Raw genomic sequence first — 24,488 nt, 5'->3', positions numbered from 1 at the left:
GGTATTACTGTTCCTGCTTAGTATTAGGTTGGTTTTGCTGTGACTGACGAGGCTCGTTTTTGGCTTCGTTTTGAGTCTCATTGCTAGTCTTATTCAGAGGTTGCGCTGATTCAGATTGCGCTCTTTGTGAGTGCTCGTCACGACGCCAAAAATCATAAAAGTTAAACCACTGCAGCGGTTGGCTGGTGGCAAAATGTTCTAGGCGGCGGCTATATTCAGTTGCGGCTTGAGCTAAACGCTCTGTGCGGCCTTTGCGAGAGCCTTTTAAACTATCTGATAAGTGCTCCACATGAACACGATAACGACCTTGTTCTTGTAAACAGAACATGGTGTAAACAGGGCAATCTAGCAAGCCAGCAAGGATAAATGGACCTTGAGGAAATGCCGCTTGTTGATTGATAAAATCATTGTAAAAAACCCGTCCAGCAGTATCTGATGAGGTGCGATCTGCAGCAATAACCACCAGTTCCCCTGCGGCTATTTTATCTTGCAGTAGCATTGCTGTGCTTGGCCCAAGCTCATTGACTTGAATAAGGTTTAAGCCGCTGTTTGGGTTTAATTGCTTTAGCACATTATTAAAGTTTGCCGCATGGCTGGTGAGCACCATGACATTGACTTTAACTTGTTGCTGGTGGATTGAAATTGCGCGGCAAAGTTCGAGGTTGCCTAAATGAGACACTAACAATACAGCGCCTTGGCCTGACGCCACTTGGTCAGCTAAAACGTGTCTATCTGGAAAATCGACTTGAGCAAGTTTAATCCTGTCACACCAAGCATCGATTCTATCTAAAGCGGCATTACCAAAAGCAAAAAAGTGCTTAAGACTGTCGCGCCAAGTGATAGGATCAGGCAGTTGTTCGTGCTCAGGATGCTTGAGTTTGACGCGACGTAAAAAATCCATCGAGGCATTTCTTGCGGTAACGCCAGTGAGGAAGAAATAGCAAATCACAGGGTACATAATGGCTCGGCATAACCAATGGCCACCTAAACGGTAACTGTCGGCAATAAGTTTAATGCCCCAATAACTGCCACGTTCACCCATGGCTGACCAATGTTTATTGGCGTTTTTTTTGACAATATTTGCGGTAAACGCTTTAACATGCCGAAAAATAACCCCGTGTGCATTGCCGAGATGCGAATGTTGTCTTTTACGCCCTGAAAGTGACTAATGCCGTCTTCTGGGTAAATCACTTTGGTAGGAATATGAGTGACTGACACACCTTGCCAATGGAGTTTCACCATAATTTCAATATCGAAATCCATGTGCTCACCTAACGCTTGCTCACGAAATAGCTGCTCAGTTGCGGCTAACGGGTAAACCCTAAAGCCACACATAGAATCCTGAATATCAAAACTTAAGGTTTCAACCCACACCCAAAAATGGGTGATATAACGGCCGTATAAACGACCTTTAGGTACCGATTCATCATATTGTGGTTTACCTGAAATCAGCGCAAGCGGCTCGGCTTCACTGGCTTCTATCATGGTCGGTATATCGTCTAAGCAGTGCTGACCATCAGCATCGACTTGTAATGCATGAGTAAAACCATCGGCAAATGCTGCACGCAGGCCTGTGGTTACCGCTGCGCCTTTACCGCGGTTAAATGGGTGAGTTAACAGTGTCACCCAGTCATATTGGTCCGCTAACGATTGTAATAAATAACGCGTTTCGTCATTACTGCCGTCATTAATCAAATAACAAGGAAGGCCAAATGGCTCCAAAGCGACTAAGGTGTCTGCAATGGCTTGTTGATGATTGTAGTTGGGAATAATAAGAGCCAGCTTCATGATTGGCTTTCCTTATTTTGAGTCGGCGCTAATGCAATCCGTCCTGAAGCGTAACGCTTATCGCCATCACGATAACTAAACGTCAGCTTTGATTTAGCAGAGTTATGGCTAATCAATAATTCCACTTGGCTATCTGGCAACATAAGTTGTTGAAACTTTAGCACTTCAAGGCTTGCGACTTCAGGCTTATATCCAAAAGCCTGACAACCTAGTTGAATAGCCCAATCAAGTTGAGTGACTCCAGGTAATACGGCCTGCTCTTCAAAGTGGCCTTTAAAATAGTCGAGCTCTGCTGCGACAAATATTTGCCAACAGATCCCATCGTCAGTGGTTTGCTGACTGATTATTTGGGGTAAAGCTGATTTAATCATCATTGAATACTGTTAATAAATCCGTTTGTACACGCTTACCCTGTGAATTGACGGGTAAGGTTTCTGGGTAGCGCCAACGACGAGGTAATGTCACTCGCTCGAACTCGCTAAGTAAATGTTTTTTAAGATGGTTATTTACGCTTAGCTTACCCGACTCATCAAGTTGAGCCAGGCCTTCATCGGTCAGTGTAATTGCAGCGCCCAGCATCATTCTAGGCTCAGTTAATTGAACTACTGCCGCTTCATTAACAAATGGGTGGGTACATAACAGACTTTCCATTTGCGCCAATGATAAGCGTTTTTCTTCCACTTTAACGATACGGTCTAAACGATGTAATAGGCTAAAGCGACCATCCGCAGCCAGTTCAATTTTGTCATCACATTTTAGCCACTCAGCATTAGAGGCTAAGTAAGGTGACTTGATCATCAAGGCACCATCTTCAGGATCTGCCGCGATATCGATTTTGCTAAATGGTAGCCAAGTTCTGTTAGGTGACATTTGGCGGCGATACGCAATACCGCCCGTTTCAGTGCTACCAAAGACTTCGATTGGGAATTGGCCGTAACAAGTATGAATATGTTGCGACGCTTCGTAGCTTAACGGACCACCAGAACTAAAAATAAGACTTGGCGCCAGTTGTTGCTGCTCAAATTCTAGCGCTTCAGGTAAGCGCGATAATTGAGCTGGACTGCTGACTAAGCATAAGTTCGGCATCAAGGCGATGTAGTAGCTTAAGGTTTCTGGGTACTCAATTAAGTCACTCAAAAATGGGCGACTTGCAGCTAATGGCCACAGGATTTTAAACAGTAAGCCGTATATATGCTGATGAGAAACCGTTGAGACAACACTACATTGGGGTAATCTTGATGCAAATGTGCTTTCAAGTACGCTGACTTCGGCATCCAGTTGTTCAATCGACTTTTCAACGGCTTTAGGCTCGCCGCTGCTGCCTGATGTAAACAGTACTAGGTCGCCAATTTGCGATGATTGTGGCCAAGGCTTATTGGCTAAGCCCATTTCTTTTTTCAATAAAATAAAGTGCTTAACTTCAGACAATGGCTGATCGGCAATAATGCCATCGTAAGCATGGTTTAATTCATTTAATGTGCCGCCTTGGGTGTTAGACGGTAATACCACTTGTTTGCCAGCAAGTAGCGCAGCGCAAATGCCAGCGGCAAATAAATCACTGGTCTCGGCTGCCAATAACCAGCGTTTAATAGGGCTGGCATTGAGTTGCTCGAATAGATGGGCAACATGAGCTGTAAACAGGGAACCTGTCACGATGTCATGATGATTGAAACTAATCAGTTGTTGCGTTTTAGGGCCAGTATTGAGCCAATTTATCAGCAAGTTATTCATGTTTTTTCAACCAAAAGTTGCGGTATATCCATTCTCCACCGAGCAATAAACCCATGAAGATATAGGCAATTAATCCATTATAAAGAGTCCACAATTCCAATGTGGCGAACTCTGCAGTGTAAAGCGCAGCTGAGCCATTCATGATAAATAATCCGCACCAAAGTCGGGTGACATTATTTAAATATGGAATTGCTGAATCTGGTAAATCAGGCTCTTTTAATTTAGCCAAGCGTTCTATCATGCTTGGGCCATTTTTAAGCGAGTAACTAAATAAACCAAGCATGGTTAAGTTAATCACCACTGGGTAATACAGCAGCCAATCATTTCGTTTGGCAATAAAACTAGCAGCGGTTAAACCAATACCCACCAATATAGGCAGTGCCATGGTTTTTAACTGCTGTTTATTTAGCACTAACCGAGCGATTAATATGCCACAAAGTAGTAGTGCTATGGTGCCTGGTGGAAGATACTGCAAGCCAAAGTAAACTGCTAACGGGTAACAGATAATGACGATGGCAGTGACGATTTGCAGTAGCAGCACCATTAATCTTTCATTAAGCCTTCGATGGCATTAACAACATCTTCAACCGTGCGTACGGTTTTGAACTGCTCAGGCTGAATTTTTTTGCCAGTCATTTGCTGTAGTTTAATGACTAAATCAACCGCATCAATGCTATCTAAATCTAACGATTCATAAAGTGAAGCATCTAGACTGATATCATCAGCATCAATTTCAAATTCATCGACTAGAATTTGCGTTAGCATCTCAAGGATTTGATCACGATTTTGCATGATGACTCCTAAGAACGCTGAGATTCAATAAAGCTGGCTAAACTAGCCACACTGAAAAAGTGCGCTTTGGTGGCATCTGAGTTTGCTTCGATTTTAATGTCGAATTGTTTTTTAATTGCCAAGCCTAATTCGAGCGCATCAATCGAGTCTAACCCCAGACCTTCACCAAAAAGTGGTGCATCGGTTTCAATATCATCAATACTGACATCTTCTAAGTCGAGACAGTCGATAATGAGTTGTTTAATTTCGTTATGTAGATTCATATTAATATTCTAATTTATTTGATTGTAATTATTTGTTGTTCGTTTCAGTTAACGGCGGAAGAGCGGTTATCTGTTGCGAATAAAGCTGCTCTAACTCTCTGGTTAGTACTCGAGCCATTTTAGCGTCACTACTTTGACTTGTATCATACCTCAGGTGGTCAAAAGCTGCGCCGATTTCTACTGACATATTTACAGTTTGCCTCGGCGGTTCGTACCAAGGTTGCTGCTTTGTCAGCCCGGCCACATCCACATGCAGCATCACTGGCACAATATCAGTGCGAGTGCGAATGGCTATGTTAGCTGCGCCGCGGGCAAAAGGATTAATCTTAGTACCAACGATTGTACGTGTGCCTTCTGGGAAAATGATCAAGTTTGTATGGCTATCTAGCACTTTTTGGCAGTCACTTAGCAGTAAATCAGCGCCGCGGTTAGGGATATAACCCGCCGATGATAATACGCCACGCATAAATGGATTACGCCAAAGCGCTTGTTTTACAATGCAGCCAGCATTAGGTATCAAGCTAATTAAGACCACCACATCGATTAGAGTGGGGTGGTTAGCTATCACAATCACGCCTTTGGCATGACTTAACGCTTGGGTGTTTTGGCTATGTACTTTTATTAAGCCTGTGAAGGTTAGCATCCACACAAAGCCTTTAAACATAATATGAACGGCTTTTTGCACTCTAGCGATACGTTGCTGTTTCGTGCCAGGCCAAAAACGTATTACTGGTAAAACAGTGAGTGAACTTAATAACCCACCAAGACCAAATACTACGTAACACATGACTCCGCCTATCCAGCGTGGGATATAGGCCAAACCTGTTAAATAAGGAAATGGTTTTGGTTTAATTAGGCTATTGTTTTGGCTCATTGATTACAGCCGTTCGTCTAGTTCAGGTGGCAAGGATAACTGCCAATGCCAATGACACAAATGGCCTGATAATGCTTTTTGACAAGCAATAGCGTTAATTAATTCTGCAAAACTCAGTGCTTTTGCTGTGTCATCGCTATCTGGTTTACTGGCTATTTTGGGCAAGGCTGTTTGGGTCAAGGCTGTTTGGCTTAAGTTCAACTGCGCAATAGCAGGCTGCTTATCATTATTGGCAGGCGCTAAATACAAGCCTAATGCTAACGGCAATTCAAATTCTTGGGTGTATTGGTTGTAAACAGGCGGTACAGGATCATCACCAAACACCAGTAATACAGGCGCAGGGTTTTCTGCGAGTTGCGCGTAAGCTTCAATGACTGCTTGAGATAAAGTTTCTTCACCCGCAGCAATAGAAGTTGATGGAGCAGTATTGCCACTGACAATGCCGTAAATGCCGCTGGCAGTATTGTGTACTGATTGACTAAAGGCGAGTGGGGATAGGGCTTCTTTAGCGACAATATCTTGCAATAAGCCAAGAGTTCGGGTGAGCTCGCCATGTCTTGATGCAAAAACACTACGGCAATCGTTCGCGGGCTGGCAATCATGGGCAGCAGTAAGCATCATTTTAGTTAAACGACTAAAACGGCGGCGCTGCATCGCTGGAACGTGCGCTAATGCAGGGGAAGTTTTATTGTCTGATGACGAGGTTGCGTTTCGCTCCCATTGGTGCCAACTTTCTTTATCTTGAAAGTCGACAGACCATGCACCCCACGACAGAATATCAAATACTAATTGCACTACATTGCCTCAGATACGGCTCAGTGATCCCTCGCTGAGCTAAATTTTCGTGCTTTTGATAGTTAGAAATCTTATTAACTAGCTGTTTTAAAATAGCTATCAGATTGTACCGTAATATTTGCAATTTAATGAGTTTTTTTACTATAAGCACAAATAAAAATAGCGACACGAATGTCACTATTTTAAAACGATTTAAAGCGTAAACGAATATCTCGATAGGAGATAATCTTAAACGACTACGGTAGCAGTTATTTCAGTTGCTGTTGTAGCTTTCTCACCGCGGCTTTTATCTTACGGGTGTTTTCAGGGCCCATTCTGACCATGAATTTTTGCACATTAGGTAAGGCTTCAAGTTTAGTGTCGACGAACTGATAATTCACACTGATTGAAGAGAGCTCAATCGGATCTTCAATGATTGGCGCAGCTAAGATCATTTTGAAGGCATCTTGCATTCTGTCTTCAAAGCTCATGTCGCCGTAACCTAGTTCATCAAATGCTTGATTGAACAGTGGCGATAGCTCTTTAAAGGTACCAACCAGTTGTTCGTCATTCATGCCTGCAATCATGTCTGCATACAAGTCATAACGATGGTAACTGTCAGGATTTAAATAAGTTTTATCGGTAATCTCACTGACACTAAAGCTATCTTTTGGACCTTTTAACGGGCTAGCTTTACGAATAACTTCGCCTTGAGCCATATTGTCGACAAATACCACAAACTGACGCGCGATATCCTTTTTAAGGATTATCGAATCGATCTTCATCCCATCAGCCATTTCAATGGTTTTTTGTTCAACAAAATCATCACTTTCAGTCAGTGCCGGCAATGGCTCAACCACGACTTCTGGCTCTGCAGGAATGACTTCAGGCTCAATGACTTCAGGTTCTACAATCACTTCTTCAATCGGCTCTTGCTCGATTGGCTGTTCTGGCACAGGCTCAGGTAATTGAACTGGAATTGGTGCTACTACTTCAGGTTCTTTCTCTGAAGTGAAATAGAAATAACCCGCAGCAGCTAATAATACGGCAACAGTGATTCCGATGACGCCTGCATTGCTACCACTTGCTTTGTCTGATTGTGGTGTCGCTCTGTCTTCTTGATTGACTTGCATTTCTATTCCTTAGCTTTAAACATCGAAAGTAGAACTGAACATGGGATAATTAGATTAAACCTTAAGCTCAAATCTCATTCTGCAATATTCCTAAGACTTGTCTAGTGATAACAGACTTAGGTTAACAATAATTTATGCTTGTACGTATTGTTGGCGATCACCTAACCAGCGGTGAATGATGCCATCAACATTATCAGGTACTTGTTGCATCACATGTACCGCTAATTTTTGGGTATTCTCAATTAAATACTGGTCACGAACCAAGTCAGCAATTTTCATTTCTGCCAGGCCGGTTTGACGGGTACCTAGTACTTCACCTGGGCCGCGAATTTCTAAATCTTTTTGGGCAATCACAAAGCCGTCGCTGCTTTCTCGTAATACCCCTAAACGCTTGGTCGCAGTTTGCGATAAAGGCGCTTTATAGAGCAGAACACAATGGCTGGCAATTGAGCCTCGCCCAACTCGACCACGTAACTGATGCAGTTGCGCTAGGCCCAAGCGTTCAGGATTTTCAATAATCATTAAACTGGCATTTGGCACATCAACGCCCACTTCAATCACAGTGGTTGCCACTAATAAATGTAGCTCACCCGCCTTAAATTGGGCCATTATTTGCTGCTTTTCGGCGCTTTTCATCCGCCCATGTACTAGACCAATTTTAAGTTCTGGCAGCAAGCGACTGAGCTCTTCTGCTGTATCTTCAGCAGCTTGGCATTCTAAGACTTCAGATTCTTCAATTAAGGTACAAACCCAATAAATTTGTCGGTTATCGTTAAGTGCAGCTTGTTTTACCCGCTCTATCACCTGATCTCGGCGATTGTCACTGATTGCCACGGTCGATACGGGCGTTCGCCCAGGTGGTAACTCATCAATTACAGAGGTTTCTAAATCAGCGTAAGCTGTCATCGCAAGGGTGCGTGGTATTGGAGTGGCCGTCATGATCAATTGATGCGGATGAAAACCTTGGCTAACGCCTTTTTCACGTAAGCCTAAACGCTGGTGCACCCCAAAACGGTGTTGCTCATCTATGATAATTAATGCCAGTTTATTAAAACTAACTTGCTCCTGAAATATTGCGTGAGTGCCAATCACCATTTGGGCGCTACCATCAGCAATATCAGCTAGAGACTGTGTTCTTGCTTTGCCTTTTAACTTACCTGCAAGCCAGCCGACTTTAAGGCCCAGTGGTTCAAACCACGCGGCAAAATTTATAGCGTGTTGTTCGGCCAATAATTCAGTGGGCGCCATCATGGCAACTTGATAGCCGTTTTCAATCGCTTGCAGCGCGGCAAGTGCAGCAACAAGCGTTTTACCTGAACCCACATCACCTTGCACTAAGCGCATCATCGGAGTTGGCTTTTCAATATCTCGGGATATATCACTGCCCACTCGCTGTTGAGCGCCAGTTGGCTTAAAGGGTAAGGCTTTTAAAAACGGATTAAGTAATTGACCAGTAGCAGGCAAGGTCACTGCTTTATCAAGGTTATTACGTTGGCGAAGCTTTAGCATACTCAGGTTATGGGCTAGTAGCTCTTCTTGCACTAACCGCTGCTGGGCTGGGTGCATGCCCAGCTCTAAATCCGCTTGTTCAATATCGTGAGGCGGGCGGTGGATCAGATGAAGTGCACGGCCAATACTCATGTTATTAGGCTGCAATTCATTAGGTAGCAGCTCGGTGAGGCCGCCTTGGGTTAGTTTACTCAAGGCTTGTTCGGTTAGCTTGATCCAGCTGGCTTGCTTTAGGCCTTCAGTGGATGGATAAATAGGCGTAAGCGAGTCGCTCAAAGCAGGGTTTTCACCTTCTTTGATGATTTTGTATTCTGGATGGATGATCTCGAAATGGCGCTTGCCACGCTTAATTTCGCCATAGGCACGAATAATAGCGCCGTTTTGCATGCCGTTACGTTGGGCGACGGAAAAATTGAAAAAACGTAACGTTAGCATACCGCTGTCATCAGCAATGGTGCAGGTCAGCATGCGTCTGCGCCCGGGGACGATTTGGGTCGAAATGATTTCTGCTTCAACAGTGCCGTACATAGCAGGGTATAAACCAGCGATAGGGTAGATTTGGGTGCGGTCTTCATAGCGCATAGGCAAATGAAACAGTACATCTTGCACTGTTTTAATACCCAGCTTTTCGAGCTTTTCGGCGACTTTTTTAGCGACGCCTTTTAAGTCGGTTATAGGAACCTGATCCAATGGTTGCAAATCCACAATGCCTTTATATTGTCGTTGACGCTTTTATGTACTGTTTAGCTAAATCCGTATTTGAATAGCTAAATAGAGTTATCCAAAGAGTTATACAACTCACTATTCAGCGTTAATGGCTGCTAGGGACAATAGTACTGTAAATATATACAGATGTACGGCTTATCTTAGCAGAGTTTTAAAACAAGGCAATAATATTACCGTTTTGTCTGCTAAGCGACTCTATAACCAACCTTTTTGCTTAGCAATGCGGGCAGCATCGATACGATTGGTGGCATTTAGCTTACTGATGGCTTCTGACAGATAATTACGCAGGGTGCCTTCAGCAATAAAAAGCTGAGCGGCAATATCACTGGTGGATAAACCTTCGCTGGCAAGTCTTAGGGCTTTGCGCTCTTTATCATTTAGCGGGTCGATATCACCAATGGCGCTTATGGCAAGTTCAGGGTCGATGACTTTCTTACCCGACATTACTAGTTTGATGGCCGATAATAAGCTTTCGGTTGGCGCATCTTTCAATAAAAAGCCTTCAACCCCAGCGCTAAGTGCTCGCTTGATATAACCTGCACGTCCGAAGGTGGTTAGGATAATAATTTTAGTTTTATTATTCGATTCCGCTTGATGCTCTTGCAGCCACTGCGCCAGCTCAAGACCTGTATGTTGGGGCATTTCAATGTCACTCAGCAGTAAATCAAATGATTGCTGTTTTAATAAAGTCATGGCTTGTGCGCCATCTTCGGCTTCAGTGACTTCTACTTGTCCAAGCTCAGCGTCGTCTGTGAGGGTTAATAATGCTGAAAGTGCGCCGCGCACCATAGCTTGATCTTCAGCCAGCAAAATTTTCATTAATTTACGTCCTTGTTGGGTGTGACTTGCTCGTGCCTTATCTCGTTTGTGGTCACTGGCAGCGAAATCATAAACCGATAGCCATCGGCAATATCATAGTTAAATTCACCAGATAACAATTCCACTCGCTCCCGAATGCCTTTAAGGCCATTACCTTCAATGATTTCTTTAGTGGCGGCATTGTCGCTAAAGTTTATGGTTAATTGTTCATTGTTAGTTTCAAACTGCCACAAACATTGGGTCGCGTTGCCATGTTTAATCGTGTTATTGACCAATTCAGTGAGCATTAATCCTAGTTGGGATTCTACTAGAGTAGGCAAATTGGGCAGGGAGCCATTCACTTGCACTTCAATGCTTTGCTCTCGAAGTAACTCGGTTAATTGCTGAAGCGTATCGGCCAGTCCTTTATGTTTGTAGTCTGAGACCGTTTGGCGAATTTGACTTAGGCTTTCTCGGGCTATGTCGGCTAGCTGGCTAAGGTGCTCTTGAGCCAAGGCTAAGTTGCCAGTTTCAACTAACTTTTCTGCCAGCTGCGCTTTAAGGGCAATTGAGGACAAGTTGTGACCCATAATATCGTGTAAATCACGGGCAATACGTTCGCGTTCTAATGCGGTGGCTAGACTGGCTATTTCATCTTTTGATTGACGCTGCTGACGTCTAAAGCGTTCACTATTATGTTCGATGACACCAAAAACACCGACAATGAATACGATTAACATTCCATATAGCGGGAAGTAATAGCCCTGAAAACCAACCAGATAATCTAGCGTCCATAGCCAAACTGAGATGATGATAAAGCTTAATACCGCAGTGCGAAGCGAATAGAAAAAGCCAATAAAAAAGGCGGCAAAACTGAAAAATGAAATTGCGCCAGCAGTAAATGGTGCAGCAACGCTGGCAGTCAGTAGCATCAATCCAATAGGGTATATGCCTTTTGCTGATGAGCTTTTATATGCCCAAAAGTAGCTGTAAAGAAAAGGAATTAACAGCAACAAACTCACGCCGACACGCAATAGATCTTCTTTCATAAACCACAGCGGGATGAAATAGAAAATCAGGTTAAACAAATATACCCATGCGGTTTTTTGTTTATATTCCCGTTCAGGGTGGATGGTATTGTTGCTAGTCATTATTTGTTGAACCTTTCCTTGCTCATTTTGACGGGTTAATCCTTGATTATTCATAACCTCTCCTTGCCAAGTTAGCATACTGTAACAGTAGCACTATTCAAGAGGCTGACTTTACCGTCAGCCAATTGCTGGGTTGGTTTCGTTACAAAACCGATAGGGATAAATGCATTAGCTCATTCGCTAGGCTAATCCGTGCTGCTAGTCGTTGCTGCAGGGTTTAGTAAAAAGCTTGCCCATGCGTAATCAGGATTGAGGTCGATAGCCTGTTGCCAGTCTTGCTCAGCACCTTGTTGATTACCTAACTCTTGCTGAGCAAGTCCTCGCCACGTATATGCTTCGCTGTGTCCCCAGCAAATCTCATCACAAGGATTTTGATAACGTTCAATGGCAATGGATGCATATTGCTTAGCTTTTTCAAAACCGCCACCATACTGAGTGGGAGTGTAAAAAGCGCTCATGGCTTTAACTAAGGCAATGCGTGGGTTTTCAGGTTCAAGTTGCTCTGCTTGCTCAAGTAAAATTCCAGATTTCATGCCTAAGGTTCTTCCTTTGCTTGGATCCGCTGATATTTGCATGCCATAAACCGAGGCAAGTAACGCCATAGACTCGACGTCATCTTCACGAGTCAGGATACTTTCTAAGGTGGATTGCGCTTCATCTAATGCACGTTTTGATACACCACGTTGACCGACAATGTTGGCAGTAATGGCTGTGCGGTATTGAGCGTATGCATGCTCATAGTCAACGCTTTGTTGACTCAATAGCTTTAGCTCATTGATGTTCATGGTGTTGGCTGCTGCATCAATTGCGTTGATATCTGCCATGCTGCTATGGCTGACTAATGACAAGGTAACTGCGATAAATAATGTTTTCATGAGTAACTCCGTTTATTCAATGGATTGATGTGTTTGGGTACAGAGCTAGTATTCAAGATTCGGCTAAATTAATGCAGGCACAAACGTCATCAGTTTGATATGACAAATGTCATCAATGTATTTTCAATGGTGTGAAATGCAAAACGCCAGTCTATTGCATCAATGGACTGGCGTTTGAAAAAGACTGGCGTTTGAAGCAGAGAGAAATGAGGGGTTACGCTTGCAAGACTAAATAACCGATATAGGCCAAGTAACTCAATACTAAAAAGCTCGCTTCACGGCGGCCAATGCGCAGTCCAGTATAAGCAAAAGGCAGCAATACCATCGCAAGGGCAATCATAGTGAACCAATCAAGCGAGCTAATTTCACTGTTCAAAATGGGGTGAATTAGCGCAGTAACACCTAAAATTCCTAATATATTAAATAGGTTTGAGCCAATAACGTTACCAATAGCGATATCACTTTCACCTTTCATTGCGGCAACAATGGAGGTGACCAATTCAGGCATACTAGTACCAATCGCGACGATGGTTAAACCAATAATCACTTCGCTAATTCCAAATGATTTAGCCATGGCTACCGCGCCATCAACAAATAATATTCCGCCACCTACAAGCATTGAAATACCAATAATAATCAAGACTATCGATAACCAGTTACTTTGCGCATTCACTGCTAACCCGTCTTCATTACTTTGTTTATCTGCGGTGATATAGCTAAAAGATAAGTAACCGACTAATAACGTGGTAAGCAACATGCCATCCCAAATGCTTAAGCCACCGTCTAGCAGCAAACTCCAAAATAATACAGATGCGGCAATCATGATGGGAATATCGCGGCGCACCATTTGCGACTCAATTTTAATCGGACGGATTAATGCCGTAATACCTAAAATAAGGCCAATGTTGGCAATGTTGGAACCAATCACATTGCCTAAAGCAATACCACTATTGCCTGCCATAGCCGACTTTACACTCACGGCTAACTCAGGTGCACTGGTACCAAAAGCCACAATCGTCAGACCGATTATTAACGGAGTTAGGCCTAACTTGAGTGCTATCTGACTCGCACCTCGTACTAGGGCTTCAGCCCCTATGGTTAGGATTAAAAAACCGCCAATAATCGATAATAGAATTAACATGATCAACGCTCACAAATGGGTTAAATCGAAAAGGATGGCAAGCATAGAGACTTTTTATTTTTGCGCAATTTAAATTTGCTTGTTGATGGTTAATTTTTATTTAGTCATCGCTAGGGCCTGTTGATCTTCGCTACAAAAATAACCGTGAAAGCTCAACAGGCCCTAGTGTTGAGACATTAAGCCCAATAAAAAGCACACCCGAAAGTGTGCTTTAAACTGATTAGCTTTTTTGTTCTACGAGCAAATTAAAGTTCATCTTCCCAGACAACTTTAGCACCGCGAACGCCATCAACTTTGGCACTAAACTGCTTTTCAAGCACATGACGTTTAATTTTTAAAGTCGGCGTTAGCGCATCGTTTTCAACAGTCCATGGCTCTGTAACAACCAAAACTGCATCCACATGTTCGTGTGACTCAAGGTTAGGGTTAATGCTATCAAGCGTTGCCTTGAGCGACGAGCGCACTTCTTCGCGAGGTTGAAGGGTAGAACCTTCTGATAACTGCACTAAGGCTACTGGGTGTGGTAAACCTGAACCAATGACACACAATAATTCAATATGAGAATCTTGTGCTAACTTACGTTCAATTGGCACGGGTGCAACGTACTTACCTTTTGAGGTTTTAAAGTTGTCTTTAACACGGCCAGTAATTGAAATGTAGCCATCTTCATCGATTTCACATAAATCACCAGTGTGGAAAAAACCATCTTCATCAAAACAGGCTTTAGTGGCTTCTTCTTGCTTATAGTAACCCGTCATTAAACCTGGGCTTTTCACCATTAACTCACCGTCGTCAGTACGTCGTACTTGGCAACCTTCTACAGGGCGACCAACTGTGCCGATTTTGCTGGCATCGAACGGGAAGTTAATAATCGAATAAGCACAGTTTTCGGTCATGCCCCAAGCTTCAGAGATGTTCATGCCAATTCTGTTGTACCACTCTAATTGAGTTGGTGGAATTGGCGCAGAACCTGAACCCAATAAGCGGCAATGTTCAAGGCCCAAGCCTTTTTGGATTTTACGTTTAACTAGGCTGCTAATAATTGGGACTTTAAGTAAGAAATCCAGCTTGGCTTCGCCCGCTTTATTAATAATGTTGAGCTGGAATAGCGTCCATAAGCGCGGCACTGAGAAAAATACCGTCGGTCGGCAGCGCTGAACATCAGCAACAAACGAGTCGAGGCTTTCAACAAACGCAACCGAAGAACCTGAATAGAATGAAGAACCTTGAATCGCAACACGTTCAGTAATGTGTGCTAAAGGCAGGTATGAAATTAATCTATCTGAGGTGGTTGTTTTCAAGTCGCGTACCACAGCTTCACACGTCCAGCCATAGCTGCCAAAAGTTTGCATTGCACCTTTTGGTTTGCCTGTTGAGCCAGAGGTATAAATGAGGGTCATCATTTGTTCAGCGGTTGGCGTTGGGGCTTCAACGAGCGGTGTACCAAGTTCAATGAACTTTTCCCAATGATATTGAGAAGGCATGGTTTCATAAGGCATCGAAATACGTAAGATTTCGCCGCCAACACCGGCTTCTTGATCTGCCCAGTAATCGAGTTTACCCGTAAAAATAGCTTTCGCACCGCTATGTTCTAGCACATAACGAATCGTTTCAGCGTTAGCGGTTGGGTAAATTGGCACGCTGATGTAGCCACCATGCATTAAGGCTAAGTCGGTAATAAACCACTCAGCGCAGTTTTTTGAGAGTACAGCGATTTTATCGCCAGGTTCTAAGCCTAGGTGGCGTAATGCACCGGCTACTTGCTGTACTTTTTGTTGTACTTCACGCCATGTAAAGTCAACGTACTGACCATTAATAGGTTGGCGTAAGTATACTTCGTCGCCTTGAGTCTCAACCCAGTGCGACAACATTTCTACTGGTGTTTTCATTAGATTTTCCATCGACAATTCCGTGTTCGTTTTTGTTTTAATGTAGGACGTACATATTTCAATGTCATTAACGCAATAATCTATTGTAATCGTATTGAATATCTAATCAGTTCAGACCAGTCTAAATACGGTATAAATTAGTTTTATGCAGTAAAAGCGAATGGCTATTACTGAGTGTCAAAACTAAAAAGCGTATCTTCAACAGTCCCCAATGAATGATAAGATATTGAATACGATCGGTATCAGTATGGCTTTATAAAGATACCTGCGCAAACGATAACCTATAAAATTTAGGCAATTACGACTAATAAACTAGCAGGTTTTGCTGAAAAGTGAACCGATATCGAGTAATAACTCTAATAAAAAGGGCGCCAATCGGCGCCCTGTAGTGGAAAAGTCGGTTTGTGACCTAGATCTCCATTATTCCATCCATTTCGACTAAAGAGTCTTTTGGCAGCTGTTTTACGCCAATTGCAGCACGTGCTGGGTAAGGTTGAGTGAAATAACGAGCCATAATTTCATTCACTGTGGCAAAGTGCGATAAATCAGTCAGGAAGATATTAAGCTTAACGATATCAGCCATTGTGCCGCCAGCAGCTTCAGTAACAGCAGTTAAGTTTTCAAAAACTTGAACCACTTGCTCTGAAAAGTCATCGCTAACCATTTGCATGGTGCTAGGTACGAGTGGGATTTGGCCCGATAGGTAAACAGTGCTACCTACTTTTACAGCTTGAGAATATGTGCCAATTGCTTGTGGAGCTTTATCGGTTGCGATAATGATTTTTTCTGCCATGACGCCCTCTGCGAAATTAAAACCTACGAAATAAAATAAGATGCAAGCAAACCTAAGCTGTCTCATCAAATTTGAGTGATTCAGCTTAGGAAAGTCAGATATTTAGATTAGCAATCTTACTAGCGATTACGTGAGGTACGCAAGACTTCCGGTAATACGCGAATTCGGCGCATCACATTGGCGAGGTGAACACGGTCGTCGACCGAAATTCTAAGGTTGATTAAGTACACGCGGCCATCACGCTCTTCAGTGCTCAAGTTATGAATATTTGAGCCTGCAGCTGCGATGATATTGGTGATTTTAGCTAATGCGCCTTGATGATTCACAATCTCAACACGCAGGTTAGCTTGATAAGTTTCGCCTTCAACATTATCCCAATGCACAGGAATATACTTGTCTGGCTCACCTTGATAACCACGGATGTTGGCACAGTTTTCCATATGGACCACTAAGCCTTTACCTGGACTCACATGGGCAACAACCGCATCACCTGGAATAGGGCGACAACAATTAGCAAAGGTGACTAACATGCCTTCAGCGCCACGAATTGGCATCAAGTGCTCTTCAGAATCGTTTTCTGTGTCGGTTGTTGTCAGCTTTTGACCTAACAAACGCTGCGCAATCACAATACTCATGGCGTTGCCTAAACCGATATCAGCCAGCAGTGACGTTAAGTCATCATGCTTGGTTTCTGAAATCACTTTATTTAGCTGTTCAGGATCTATGCTATCAAGCTTGGTTTCGCCCAAGGCATGATTTAATAAGCGTTTACCTAGTGCTACAGCATCGTCACTGGTTAAGCTTTTTAATACTTGGCGTATTTTGCCACGCGCTTTACCTGTAACCACAAAGTTCAACCACGCCGCGTTAGGGCGAGCGCCTTTAGCAGTAATAATCTCAACGGTTTGACCGGAAATTAACGGCTGACTTAATGGATAAGCTTGGCGGTTTACTCTAGCGCCCACACAAGTGTTACCGACATCGGTATGCACTTCGTAAGCAAAATCGACGGCAGTTGAGTTAACCGGTAACTCTAAAATGCGGCCTTCAGGAGTAAACACGTATATTTCTTCAGGGAATAGTTCGGTTTTAACGTTTTCCACAAACTCAAATGAGCTACTAGCACTTTGTTGAAGTTCAAGCAGGCTTTGCATCCATTTATGGGCACGAATTTGAGTGGTACTTTGTTGCGAACTATTAGTGCCGCTCTTATACATCCAATGAGCAGCAACCCCTTTGTCCGCCATCAGATCCATTTCTTCAGTACGAATTTGTACTTCAACTGGAACCGCATGAGGGCCAAATAATGAGGTATGCAATGATTGATAACCATTGGCTTTAGGTATCGCGATATAGTCTTTAAAGCGGCCTGGATGTGGCTTATAAAGGCCATGCATGGCACCTAGTACGCGGTAACAAGTATCAATGGTATCGACCATGACTCTGAACGCATAGATATCCATGACTTCTTGAAACTGCAGTTCTTTATTACTCATCTTACGATAGATGGAATAAAGGTTTTTCTCACGACCTTTGACAGTGCCTTTGATACCGGCATCTTCAAGACGAGTCGTAATAGCAGCTTCAATACTATTGATTAGTTCTTTTCGATTACCACGGGCTGCTTTAACGACTTCTTTAAGCACACGGTAACGCATTGGATAATAGGCTTGGAAACCTAAATCCTCTAACTCGCTTTTGATATTGTGAATACCAAGACGGTTGGCGATCGGAGCATAAATTTCTAAGGTTTCGCGAGCAATACGACGACGCTTGTCAGGACGTAATGCACCCAAAGTACGCATGTTGTGCGTTCTATCTGCAAGCTTGATAAGAATAACGCGGATATCCTGCGTCATTGCCATCATCATCTTGCGGAAGTTTTCAGCTTGGGCTTCTTTTTTATCGCGGAACTTAATTTTGTCGAGTTTTGACACGCCTTCAACGAGTTCAGCCACAGTCACGCCGAATAACTCAGTGAGTTCTTCTTTGGTAACAGGGGTATCTTCGATGGTGTCATGAAGCAGGGCTGCCATTAATGTCTCGTGATCAAGACGCATGTCAGCCACGATGCGGGCTACCGCAACGGGATGGGTAATATAAGGTTCGCCACTTGTGCGCATTTGCCCTTCATGGGCATCACGCGCAACAATGTACGCCTGCTTGAGTAACTCTACTTGCGCGGGTTCTAAATAACCTGACGCAGACTCCTTAAGACCTTCAAACAGATACAAGTGGCGCTACTCCTTAAAGTGAACGGCCTTCAGCAATTGCTGCAACAGCGGCAATTTCAGCGGCTTCGCGTTCACGAACAGTTTGACGCTCATCAGCGTCTAAAGTGTTAGAGGTGACTAAGCCTAATTCGATTTCGCGTAAAGCGATAACCGTTGGCTTATCATTCATCTCTTCAACCATTGGGTCTTTACCTTGCACAGCGATTTGGCGTGCACGACGCGCTGCAACCAGGATCATATCAAAACGGTTGCCGATTTGTTCTACGGCGTCTTCTACAGTTACGCGAGCCATGTGGTGAAACTCCAGTGTTATATATGGGAAAAAATGACGCAAAATTGTACACTATGACAATTAATCTGCCAACAGATCGTTAATCATATCATTGTGAGTATGGATCTGACTAGCACAGGTTGATCTTTGACTGCGAATGATCGCGCAAAGATCGCCTAAAGCGACATCAAAATCGTCATTTACAATAATATAATCTGCATCTTTATAGTGTGACATTTCTGATACGGCCTCAGCCATACGTCCGTCAATGACTTCTTGGCTGTCTTGACCACGACCCGTTAGGCGGCGTTCAAGCTCAGCTTTCGATGGAGGTAAAATAAATACCCCAATAGCTTCTGGCATGACTTTTTTGACTTGCTCGGCGCCTTGCCAATCAATATCTAAAAATACATCAATACCATTTGCCAATGTTTGTTCAATAACCGTGCGGGATGTGCCGTAATAGTTGCCAAACACTTCAGCCCATTCAAAAAACGCTTCATCAGCGATTAACCCTTTGAACTCTTCAACCGACACAAAGTGATAATGCTGACCATTAACTTCACCTGGACGTGGCTGACGGGTGGTGTGTGACACAGACACTTGCATGTCGCTAGGCTTATCTTTTAATAGTTCAGAGATAAGTGAAGATTTACCGGCGCCACTTGGGGCAGACACAATAAATAGATTTCCACGAGCGCTCATAGTGCAATTTCCAACCAGATTATTTATCAGGGCGAGTATTATACTCAAAGCGATGCAATTTGCGAGATTTGTGATGGATAAAAGTGCACAAATCTACGCTTGAACACTTAGCCGATTATTGTGGCTAATTACTATCAAAGGCCTTTGCAGCGTTAGCTTAACGGCGCTGTAGGCTGAAATTAACCTTAATTGAAAAGCTGACTGGCTGCGCTTTCGAGGTAATTTCGCGCCAAATTGATATTTTTAGAATTATTTTAGGCCATTTTTACTTGGTTTCACTGACTTTAGCGGTGAAATTGTTTAGTCTGCCAACAGATCATTTTTTAGATATTAGGATTTCTCGTGTCATTCGCATCCTTATTTTGTCGTCAAGGTCGAGATAACGGCCTAAGAGCTTTAGCCATTCAATTAAGCTGCTTAGCTTTTGTGTTGATATTCGCGCTATTATTTTCAAACACAGTCGTGACCTTAATTGCGGCTGCCATTGCTTTGCCAATTTGTGGCTTAAGTAGCTTGCGCCGTGTTAAAGACGCTGCCAAACCCAACTCGATAATTGCGATTCCGTTAACCTTATTGTTGCTGTTCAGTTTATCCCTTAGCTTAAGTTTTCCTGCTGTTGTCACTAGCATCTTATTTATTCTTGCTGCGATAGTGAGTGCCGGTTTTGCGTGGTTTCCTGCGCCAAAGAGTAATCAACGTAAAATTACTTATGTGATGGGTTATAACGGGCCGCATATAAAAGCAGGTGAAGGTTCAGGACAAACGCGCCGCAGACGAGAGCCAACCATTGGTGAGTCAGGGCATAGTCATCAACATTTTGATGCCGCATTTGATGACGAACAAGCATACGAGCAAGATTTTGAACCAGGTTATCAGCAAGAAACCGTTTATAAAGATGAATCTGACAACTCAGCTAATCACTCAGGCGTTAACCATTTAGGTCAGCAAGATGGTGACCCTAATTACGCCGCCGATGACAAACCTACTTATCGGGTCGATCGCGGCGCATTAGAGTCAGGTTCATTATCTGAATTATTAAAGTCTTGGCTGATTTGGGCTCAAAGTAATCAAAAAGTATTGCTGATGGTGGCCAAAGGGTTAGGCGTCGTATTAGCGATTACCTTGGTTATTTACCTTATTAGTCTGTTATTTACAGGCGGTGAAGTAGAGCAGGAACCTGTTGAAATCACGCCGATAGAGCAACCTGAAAACATCAGTGAAACCGCAAGGGTTAAACTGCCAGACGGTTTTTGGCTAATATTCCAGCAAGATGTATTGGTGCTTCGTTGGCTAGGTGATGAAGGTGATGCCCAGTCTATTTGGCGCTTAGATACAGCCGAAGGCGACAAACGCTGCTCAGAATTGACCTTTAACGATGGCAGTAAATTCCGCCCAATGCAGGTTGATTTAATGGCTGACAGTGGCACAGAGGCGAGGTTCTCTCCACTAGATAACAATCGAATTATTAATAGTGTGGCCATGCGCGGCAGCTTCAAGTTATGTGGTTATAACTTTAGCTTAAAAGGTAGCCAAGCAACGTTATCAAGTCAGCCTGCTTTTGCAAAATACATCAAAGGATTATGATGTTCACGACTGAGTATTACGCAAAACTGGGCTGATACTCAGTAAATTAGCGCTGTAAGTGTTGTGGTTTATATCAATCGTATTAAACTGTCCCGCTTGCAACAAAAGTTATGGAGACTTGGGTGGTTGAGTTTATTAGGCAAACAATTTTGCCTTTGTATGGAATTATTGATGAAAATGCGAGTGTTTCGCCGTTAGGCAATGGTCATATTAACCAAACTTACTTAGTAAGGTGGGCAACAGGCCAAATAGTGCTACAAAAAATTAATACGACGGTGTTTACCAAGCCTGAAGTGTTAATCGACAATGCCGCAAAAGTCAGCCATCACCTCATTCAAAAAGCCAACAATGGCGAATACCAGCTCGACGTGATTTCCCCTGTGGTGCTAAAAAACGGCCGTTTGTCTGTCGATTTAGGTGACAAAGGCTTTTGGCGTGCAATTAGTTATTTGGCTAACAGTCACACCATTGAAGTGGTCACTAATCAAGATGAAGCTAAAATGGCAGGCAGCGCCTTTGGTCACTTTGCGCACGCATTAAGTGACTTAGATGCCAACAGCCTTGAAGATGTCATCCCGAATTTTTTAAACCTTCCTCAGCGTATCGAACAGCTTAAGCAAGCTGTTGCCGATGACAAATCTGGCAGACTGGCTGATTGTCGCGAGTGGGCTGAATTAGCCTTGTCGCAACAAAGCTTGTTTGATGAGCTTGCAAACGTAGAAAGCCAATTACCCCTACGTATTTGCCATAACGACACTAAAATCAACAATATGCTGTTTGATAAACGTGACATGTCGAGCATGGCGGTGATTGACATCGACACCTGCATGAAAGGTTACTTAATGTATGACTTTGGTGACATGGTTCGCGCCTTTTGTTCACCAGAGGAAGAAGACTCAACCGCGCTTGATAAAGTCATTGCACGGCCTGAAATTATCGCCGCAGCGTGTGAAGCTTACACCGAGCAACTGGCCGATATTTTAACGCCAATTGAAAAACGCAGTTTATGGTTAGGGCTTAAAGTCATGGCACTTATGCTGGGCTCGCGATTTTTAACCGATCACTTAAACGGTGATGTGTATTTTGGTATCCATCGCGAAGGCCATAACCTTGACCGCGCAGCTAATCAGCTTACGGTATTCAAGAGTTTACTAGCGCAAGAATCAAGCCTTAAAGCCCTGTTTGAATAATGCTTTATCGCATCTCGAAATAACCCCATAAGGGCTAACAATGAAGTACCAATGGATATTGTTTGACGCCGACGAAACCTTGTTTGATTTCGATATTTTTGCAGGGTTAAAGCTGATGTTTTCCCGCTTTGATATCGACTTTGATACCACTGATTACGCCTTTTATCAGTCGGTCAACAAACAGCTGTGGGTCGATTATCAGCAAGGCTTAATTGACGCTGCAGAGCTGCAACATACTCGATTTTTACATTGGGCTGGCAAGCTTGGGGTAACTACTCAGCGTCTTAACAGTGACTTTTTAGCGGCAATGGCCGATATTTGTCAGCCATTGCCGGGCGCTAAACAATTAGTCTCAAGCCTTGAAGGTAAAGCGAGTCTTGGCATCATCACCAATGGCCTGACTGAACTGCAAAATGTTCGCTTAGAGCGCACAGGCTTTAAGTCATCATTTGAACATGTGGTGATTTCAGAGCAATTTGGTAAAGCCAAACCCGATGTCAGTATTTTTGAGCACACCTTCGAGTTAATGGGTAACCCAGATAAAAATACCGTATTGATGGTGGGTGATAACCTGCATTCAGATATCCTCGGTGGTGTTAACGCCGGTATCGATACCTGTTGGCTTAACCATCACGACAAAGACGTGGTTGATGGCATTAAGCCAACCTTTGAAGTCAAAGACCTGCATCAATTGCATGATGTACTGCATTCAGCTAAATAACGCTTCGTATGTTTTAAGTAAATAGCCCAAGTTGTTTGATCAAAAAAGCCACTCGATTGAGTGGCTTTTTGTTAGCTCTTATTTAGTTTAATTAAATACAGCTAACACATTAGCCCTTATCAGATTTTGGAAATGCCTCGTGATAGGCTTCCATAAAGTCTTTTCTAATCTCTTGTTCTAAATGGGTTGCACGCTCTGTTGGGCAGAAAATCATAATATGCACCACTTGTTCGCCATTTGGGCCGCTATTGATATGAATGTGCGGCTCAGGCCCTGGTAAATCGACCCCAGCATGTTTTTCAATAATACTATTATAACGTGTCGCAACTTCATTAAAGTCTTCACAGTGCGCTTCAATTTTACTTTGTAACTCAGGAAATAGCGGATACAGATTATCAAACTCAACCACAGTGATATTGAAATTATGATAAACATAACGCTTCATAAAGTTGAGGTTCTTCACCGCATAACTAAAGAACATACTGTTAGGGAAGGTAACCGTCTTCCCTGTGAAGTGATATTGACCATGGTGTAAGTCAATCTCTTGGATCACCGTCGCCATTAAGTTGTGCTCAATGACCTCACCACACAACTTACCCACTTCAATCCAATCGCCAATCACAAACGAGCGAGAACTTGCCCGTTGAATCGAGCCTGTAAAACACAAAATGATTTCTTTTGAAGCCACGACAAACGCAATCGCAATCGCCGTTACCGACAGGGCAAACTTATTAATCTCAGTTTGCCACAGCACAAACAAAATCATCACAATGATAATAAAAGTGCCATTCTTGGTTCGCGACATCCACTTGCGCTGAACTTCAGAAATAAACGCCACATCGCCACGAATCTTCGAGACAACTAAGCGCTTCATAAATGAAATTAGCATGATGATAATGACGGTCAGTAATAGTTTATGGGTCGTAAAAAAATCTATCACTATGTTTAGCTTATCCACAAAACCTTCTTAAATATTGATAACTTGGTAGTAATTTGGCAAGAACGCTCACTCTATCATTCACTGTAGCATAGACAAGAATTAACTCAGCTTTGACCAGTGGTAAAGCGACAAATAAATCATCCTTCTTAAAGTGTGTATATCAGCTTACCTGCTATAGCGTATAGAACTATATTTAACGGTTATAGCGTGTAAAGCTTGGTTCACCTGTTGTAGCGTGTAGGGTGAGCAATATATAAGCGTTATAGGTACAAAATATGAAGGTGACAAGCTCAAAGCAGCTTAGCGCATACCTTAAAGATGCACGATAGAATATGAAGCTGCCTTAAAGCAAAGTGGCAAGTAAAGTGGGTATTCTTCAAGATACCTTTTCAAGCTTTGAGCAAAGCCCTGATTCAACCAAAGTAGAAACCTTATATAAAATCTTATCTGCATTAAACCTCGAACTCGACATTAAGGTGAGAGGTACTGAGCCCGAAAACCAGGAAGTCAGTGATGATAACAAAGTTACTGAACCACACTGGAAAGAGGAATGGTAATGGCCACGCTTGATGTTTTTATATGAATGGCTTAATTGATGGCAACCCA

Annotated in this window: 23 protein-coding genes and 1 pseudogene; 4 read left to right on the top strand and 20 right to left on the bottom strand. The window is 43.1% G+C overall.

Annotation, left to right across the window (positions count from 1 at the left end; all coding sequences use genetic code 11):
* Positions 1-4: 4 nt before the first annotated feature.
* The 19 genes and pseudogenes from AC0L4E_RS17250 to gmk all read right to left on the bottom strand — a co-directional run bounded on the left by AC0L4E_RS17250 (position 5) and on the right by gmk (position 19,447).
* Positions 5-1,788: pseudogene (locus AC0L4E_RS17250) on the bottom strand (glycosyltransferase family 2 protein).
* Entirely contained in the window at positions 1,785-2,159 is a 375-nt protein-coding gene (locus AC0L4E_RS17245; protein ID WP_220753714.1) for an ApeI family dehydratase, read from the bottom strand. The pseudogene AC0L4E_RS17250 and the gene AC0L4E_RS17245 overlap by 4 nt, the downstream one beginning before the upstream one ends.
* Positions 2,152-3,519, bottom strand: coding sequence for an AMP-binding protein (locus AC0L4E_RS17240; RefSeq protein ID WP_473680482.1), 1,368 nt, complete (start codon positions 3,517-3,519; stop codon positions 2,152-2,154). The genes AC0L4E_RS17245 and AC0L4E_RS17240 overlap by 8 nt, the downstream gene beginning before the upstream one ends.
* A complete protein-coding gene (locus AC0L4E_RS17235; RefSeq protein WP_473680480.1) occupies positions 3,512-4,063 on the bottom strand; it encodes a COG4648 family protein in 552 nt (183 codons plus the stop codon). The genes AC0L4E_RS17240 and AC0L4E_RS17235 overlap by 8 nt, the downstream gene beginning before the upstream one ends.
* Complete coding sequence (locus AC0L4E_RS17230) at positions 4,063-4,311, bottom strand: acyl carrier protein (protein WP_220753672.1); 249 nt, start codon at positions 4,309-4,311, stop codon at positions 4,063-4,065. The genes AC0L4E_RS17235 and AC0L4E_RS17230 overlap by 1 nt, the downstream gene beginning before the upstream one ends.
* 8 nt (positions 4,312-4,319) lie before the next feature.
* Complete coding sequence (locus tag AC0L4E_RS17225; protein ID WP_153912387.1) at positions 4,320-4,574, bottom strand: phosphopantetheine-binding protein; 255 nt, start codon at positions 4,572-4,574, stop codon at positions 4,320-4,322.
* Positions 4,575-4,602: 28 nt separating this feature from the next.
* Positions 4,603-5,448 (bottom strand): lysophospholipid acyltransferase family protein, encoded by an 846-nt coding sequence (locus AC0L4E_RS17220; RefSeq protein ID WP_473680478.1) that lies wholly within the window; start codon positions 5,446-5,448, stop codon positions 4,603-4,605.
* 3 nt (positions 5,449-5,451) lie between these two features.
* Entirely contained in the window at positions 5,452-6,243 is a 792-nt protein-coding gene (locus AC0L4E_RS17215) for a beta-ketoacyl synthase chain length factor (protein ID WP_473680476.1), read from the bottom strand.
* Between the two features lie 248 nt (positions 6,244-6,491).
* On the bottom strand, positions 6,492-7,355 hold the full coding sequence (locus tag AC0L4E_RS17210; protein ID WP_473680474.1) for a DUF3014 domain-containing protein: 864 nt from the start codon (positions 7,353-7,355) through the stop codon (positions 6,492-6,494).
* Between the two features lie 132 nt (positions 7,356-7,487).
* Positions 7,488-9,563, bottom strand: coding sequence for an ATP-dependent DNA helicase RecG (recG, locus tag AC0L4E_RS17205; RefSeq protein WP_473680472.1), 2,076 nt, complete (start codon positions 9,561-9,563; stop codon positions 7,488-7,490).
* 222 nt (positions 9,564-9,785) lie between these two features.
* Positions 9,786-10,409, bottom strand: a complete 624-nt coding sequence (locus AC0L4E_RS17200; protein ID WP_473680470.1) for a response regulator transcription factor — start codon at positions 10,407-10,409, stop codon at positions 9,786-9,788.
* Positions 10,409-11,593 carry a sensor histidine kinase gene (locus tag AC0L4E_RS17195; RefSeq protein WP_473680468.1) on the bottom strand — a complete coding sequence of 395 codons (1,185 nt, stop codon included), beginning with the start codon at positions 11,591-11,593 and terminating at the stop codon, positions 10,409-10,411. The genes AC0L4E_RS17200 and AC0L4E_RS17195 overlap by 1 nt, the downstream gene beginning before the upstream one ends.
* Positions 11,594-11,724: 131 nt before the next feature.
* On the bottom strand, positions 11,725-12,414 hold the full coding sequence (locus AC0L4E_RS17190) for a tetratricopeptide repeat protein (RefSeq protein WP_473680466.1): 690 nt from the start codon (positions 12,412-12,414) through the stop codon (positions 11,725-11,727).
* Between the two features lie 214 nt (positions 12,415-12,628).
* Positions 12,629-13,555 carry a calcium/sodium antiporter gene (locus AC0L4E_RS17185; protein WP_473680464.1) on the bottom strand — a complete coding sequence of 309 codons (927 nt, stop codon included), beginning with the start codon at positions 13,553-13,555 and terminating at the stop codon, positions 12,629-12,631.
* Between the two features lie 245 nt (positions 13,556-13,800).
* On the bottom strand, positions 13,801-15,456 hold the full coding sequence (locus tag AC0L4E_RS17180; RefSeq protein WP_473680462.1) for an AMP-binding protein: 1,656 nt from the start codon (positions 15,454-15,456) through the stop codon (positions 13,801-13,803).
* A gap of 397 nt (positions 15,457-15,853) precedes the next feature.
* Positions 15,854-16,237, bottom strand: coding sequence for a RidA family protein (locus tag AC0L4E_RS17175; protein WP_473680460.1), 384 nt, complete (start codon positions 16,235-16,237; stop codon positions 15,854-15,856).
* 119 nt (positions 16,238-16,356) lie between these two features.
* The gene (gene spoT / locus AC0L4E_RS17170; protein ID WP_473680458.1) at positions 16,357-18,471 is read right to left on the bottom strand and encodes a bifunctional GTP diphosphokinase/guanosine-3',5'-bis pyrophosphate 3'-pyrophosphohydrolase; all 2,115 of its coding nucleotides are present in this window, start codon (positions 18,469-18,471) and stop codon (positions 16,357-16,359) included.
* Between the two features lie 13 nt (positions 18,472-18,484).
* On the bottom strand, positions 18,485-18,763 hold the full coding sequence (rpoZ, locus tag AC0L4E_RS17165; RefSeq protein WP_102531199.1) for a DNA-directed RNA polymerase subunit omega: 279 nt from the start codon (positions 18,761-18,763) through the stop codon (positions 18,485-18,487).
* Between the two features lie 60 nt (positions 18,764-18,823).
* Positions 18,824-19,447, bottom strand: a complete 624-nt coding sequence (gmk, locus tag AC0L4E_RS17160; protein WP_473680456.1) for a guanylate kinase — start codon at positions 19,445-19,447, stop codon at positions 18,824-18,826.
* Between the two features lie 342 nt (positions 19,448-19,789).
* On the opposite strand from gmk, the gene AC0L4E_RS17155 reads away from it, so the two are divergent.
* The 3 genes from AC0L4E_RS17155 (at position 19,790) to yjjG (ending at position 22,942) form a co-directional block, all read left to right on the top strand.
* Positions 19,790-21,031 carry a hypothetical protein gene (locus AC0L4E_RS17155; protein ID WP_473680454.1) on the top strand — a complete coding sequence of 414 codons (1,242 nt, stop codon included), beginning with the start codon at positions 19,790-19,792 and terminating at the stop codon, positions 21,029-21,031.
* Between the two features lie 122 nt (positions 21,032-21,153).
* Positions 21,154-22,221: a phosphotransferase enzyme family protein gene (locus tag AC0L4E_RS17150; protein WP_473680452.1), complete on the top strand. Its 1,068-nt coding sequence runs from the start codon at positions 21,154-21,156 to the stop codon at positions 22,219-22,221.
* 40 nt (positions 22,222-22,261) lie between these two features.
* Entirely contained in the window at positions 22,262-22,942 is a 681-nt protein-coding gene (yjjG, locus tag AC0L4E_RS17145; RefSeq protein ID WP_473680450.1) for a pyrimidine 5'-nucleotidase, read from the top strand.
* Between the two features lie 109 nt (positions 22,943-23,051).
* On the opposite strand, the gene AC0L4E_RS17140 is transcribed toward yjjG, so the two are convergent.
* Positions 23,052-23,900, bottom strand: coding sequence for a mechanosensitive ion channel family protein (locus tag AC0L4E_RS17140; RefSeq protein WP_473680448.1), 849 nt, complete (start codon positions 23,898-23,900; stop codon positions 23,052-23,054).
* Between the two features lie 335 nt (positions 23,901-24,235).
* Between AC0L4E_RS17140 and AC0L4E_RS17135 the strand changes: the two genes are divergently transcribed.
* On the top strand, positions 24,236-24,439 hold the full coding sequence (locus AC0L4E_RS17135; protein ID WP_473680446.1) for a helix-turn-helix domain-containing protein: 204 nt from the start codon (positions 24,236-24,238) through the stop codon (positions 24,437-24,439).
* Positions 24,440-24,488: the final 49 nt, after the last annotated feature.

The sequence above is a fragment of the Shewanella sp. GJ50-10 genome (assembly GCF_055808815.1).
Note: the sequence above shows the minus strand (reverse complement) of the source record. Positions and strands in the feature narration are given on the sequence as shown.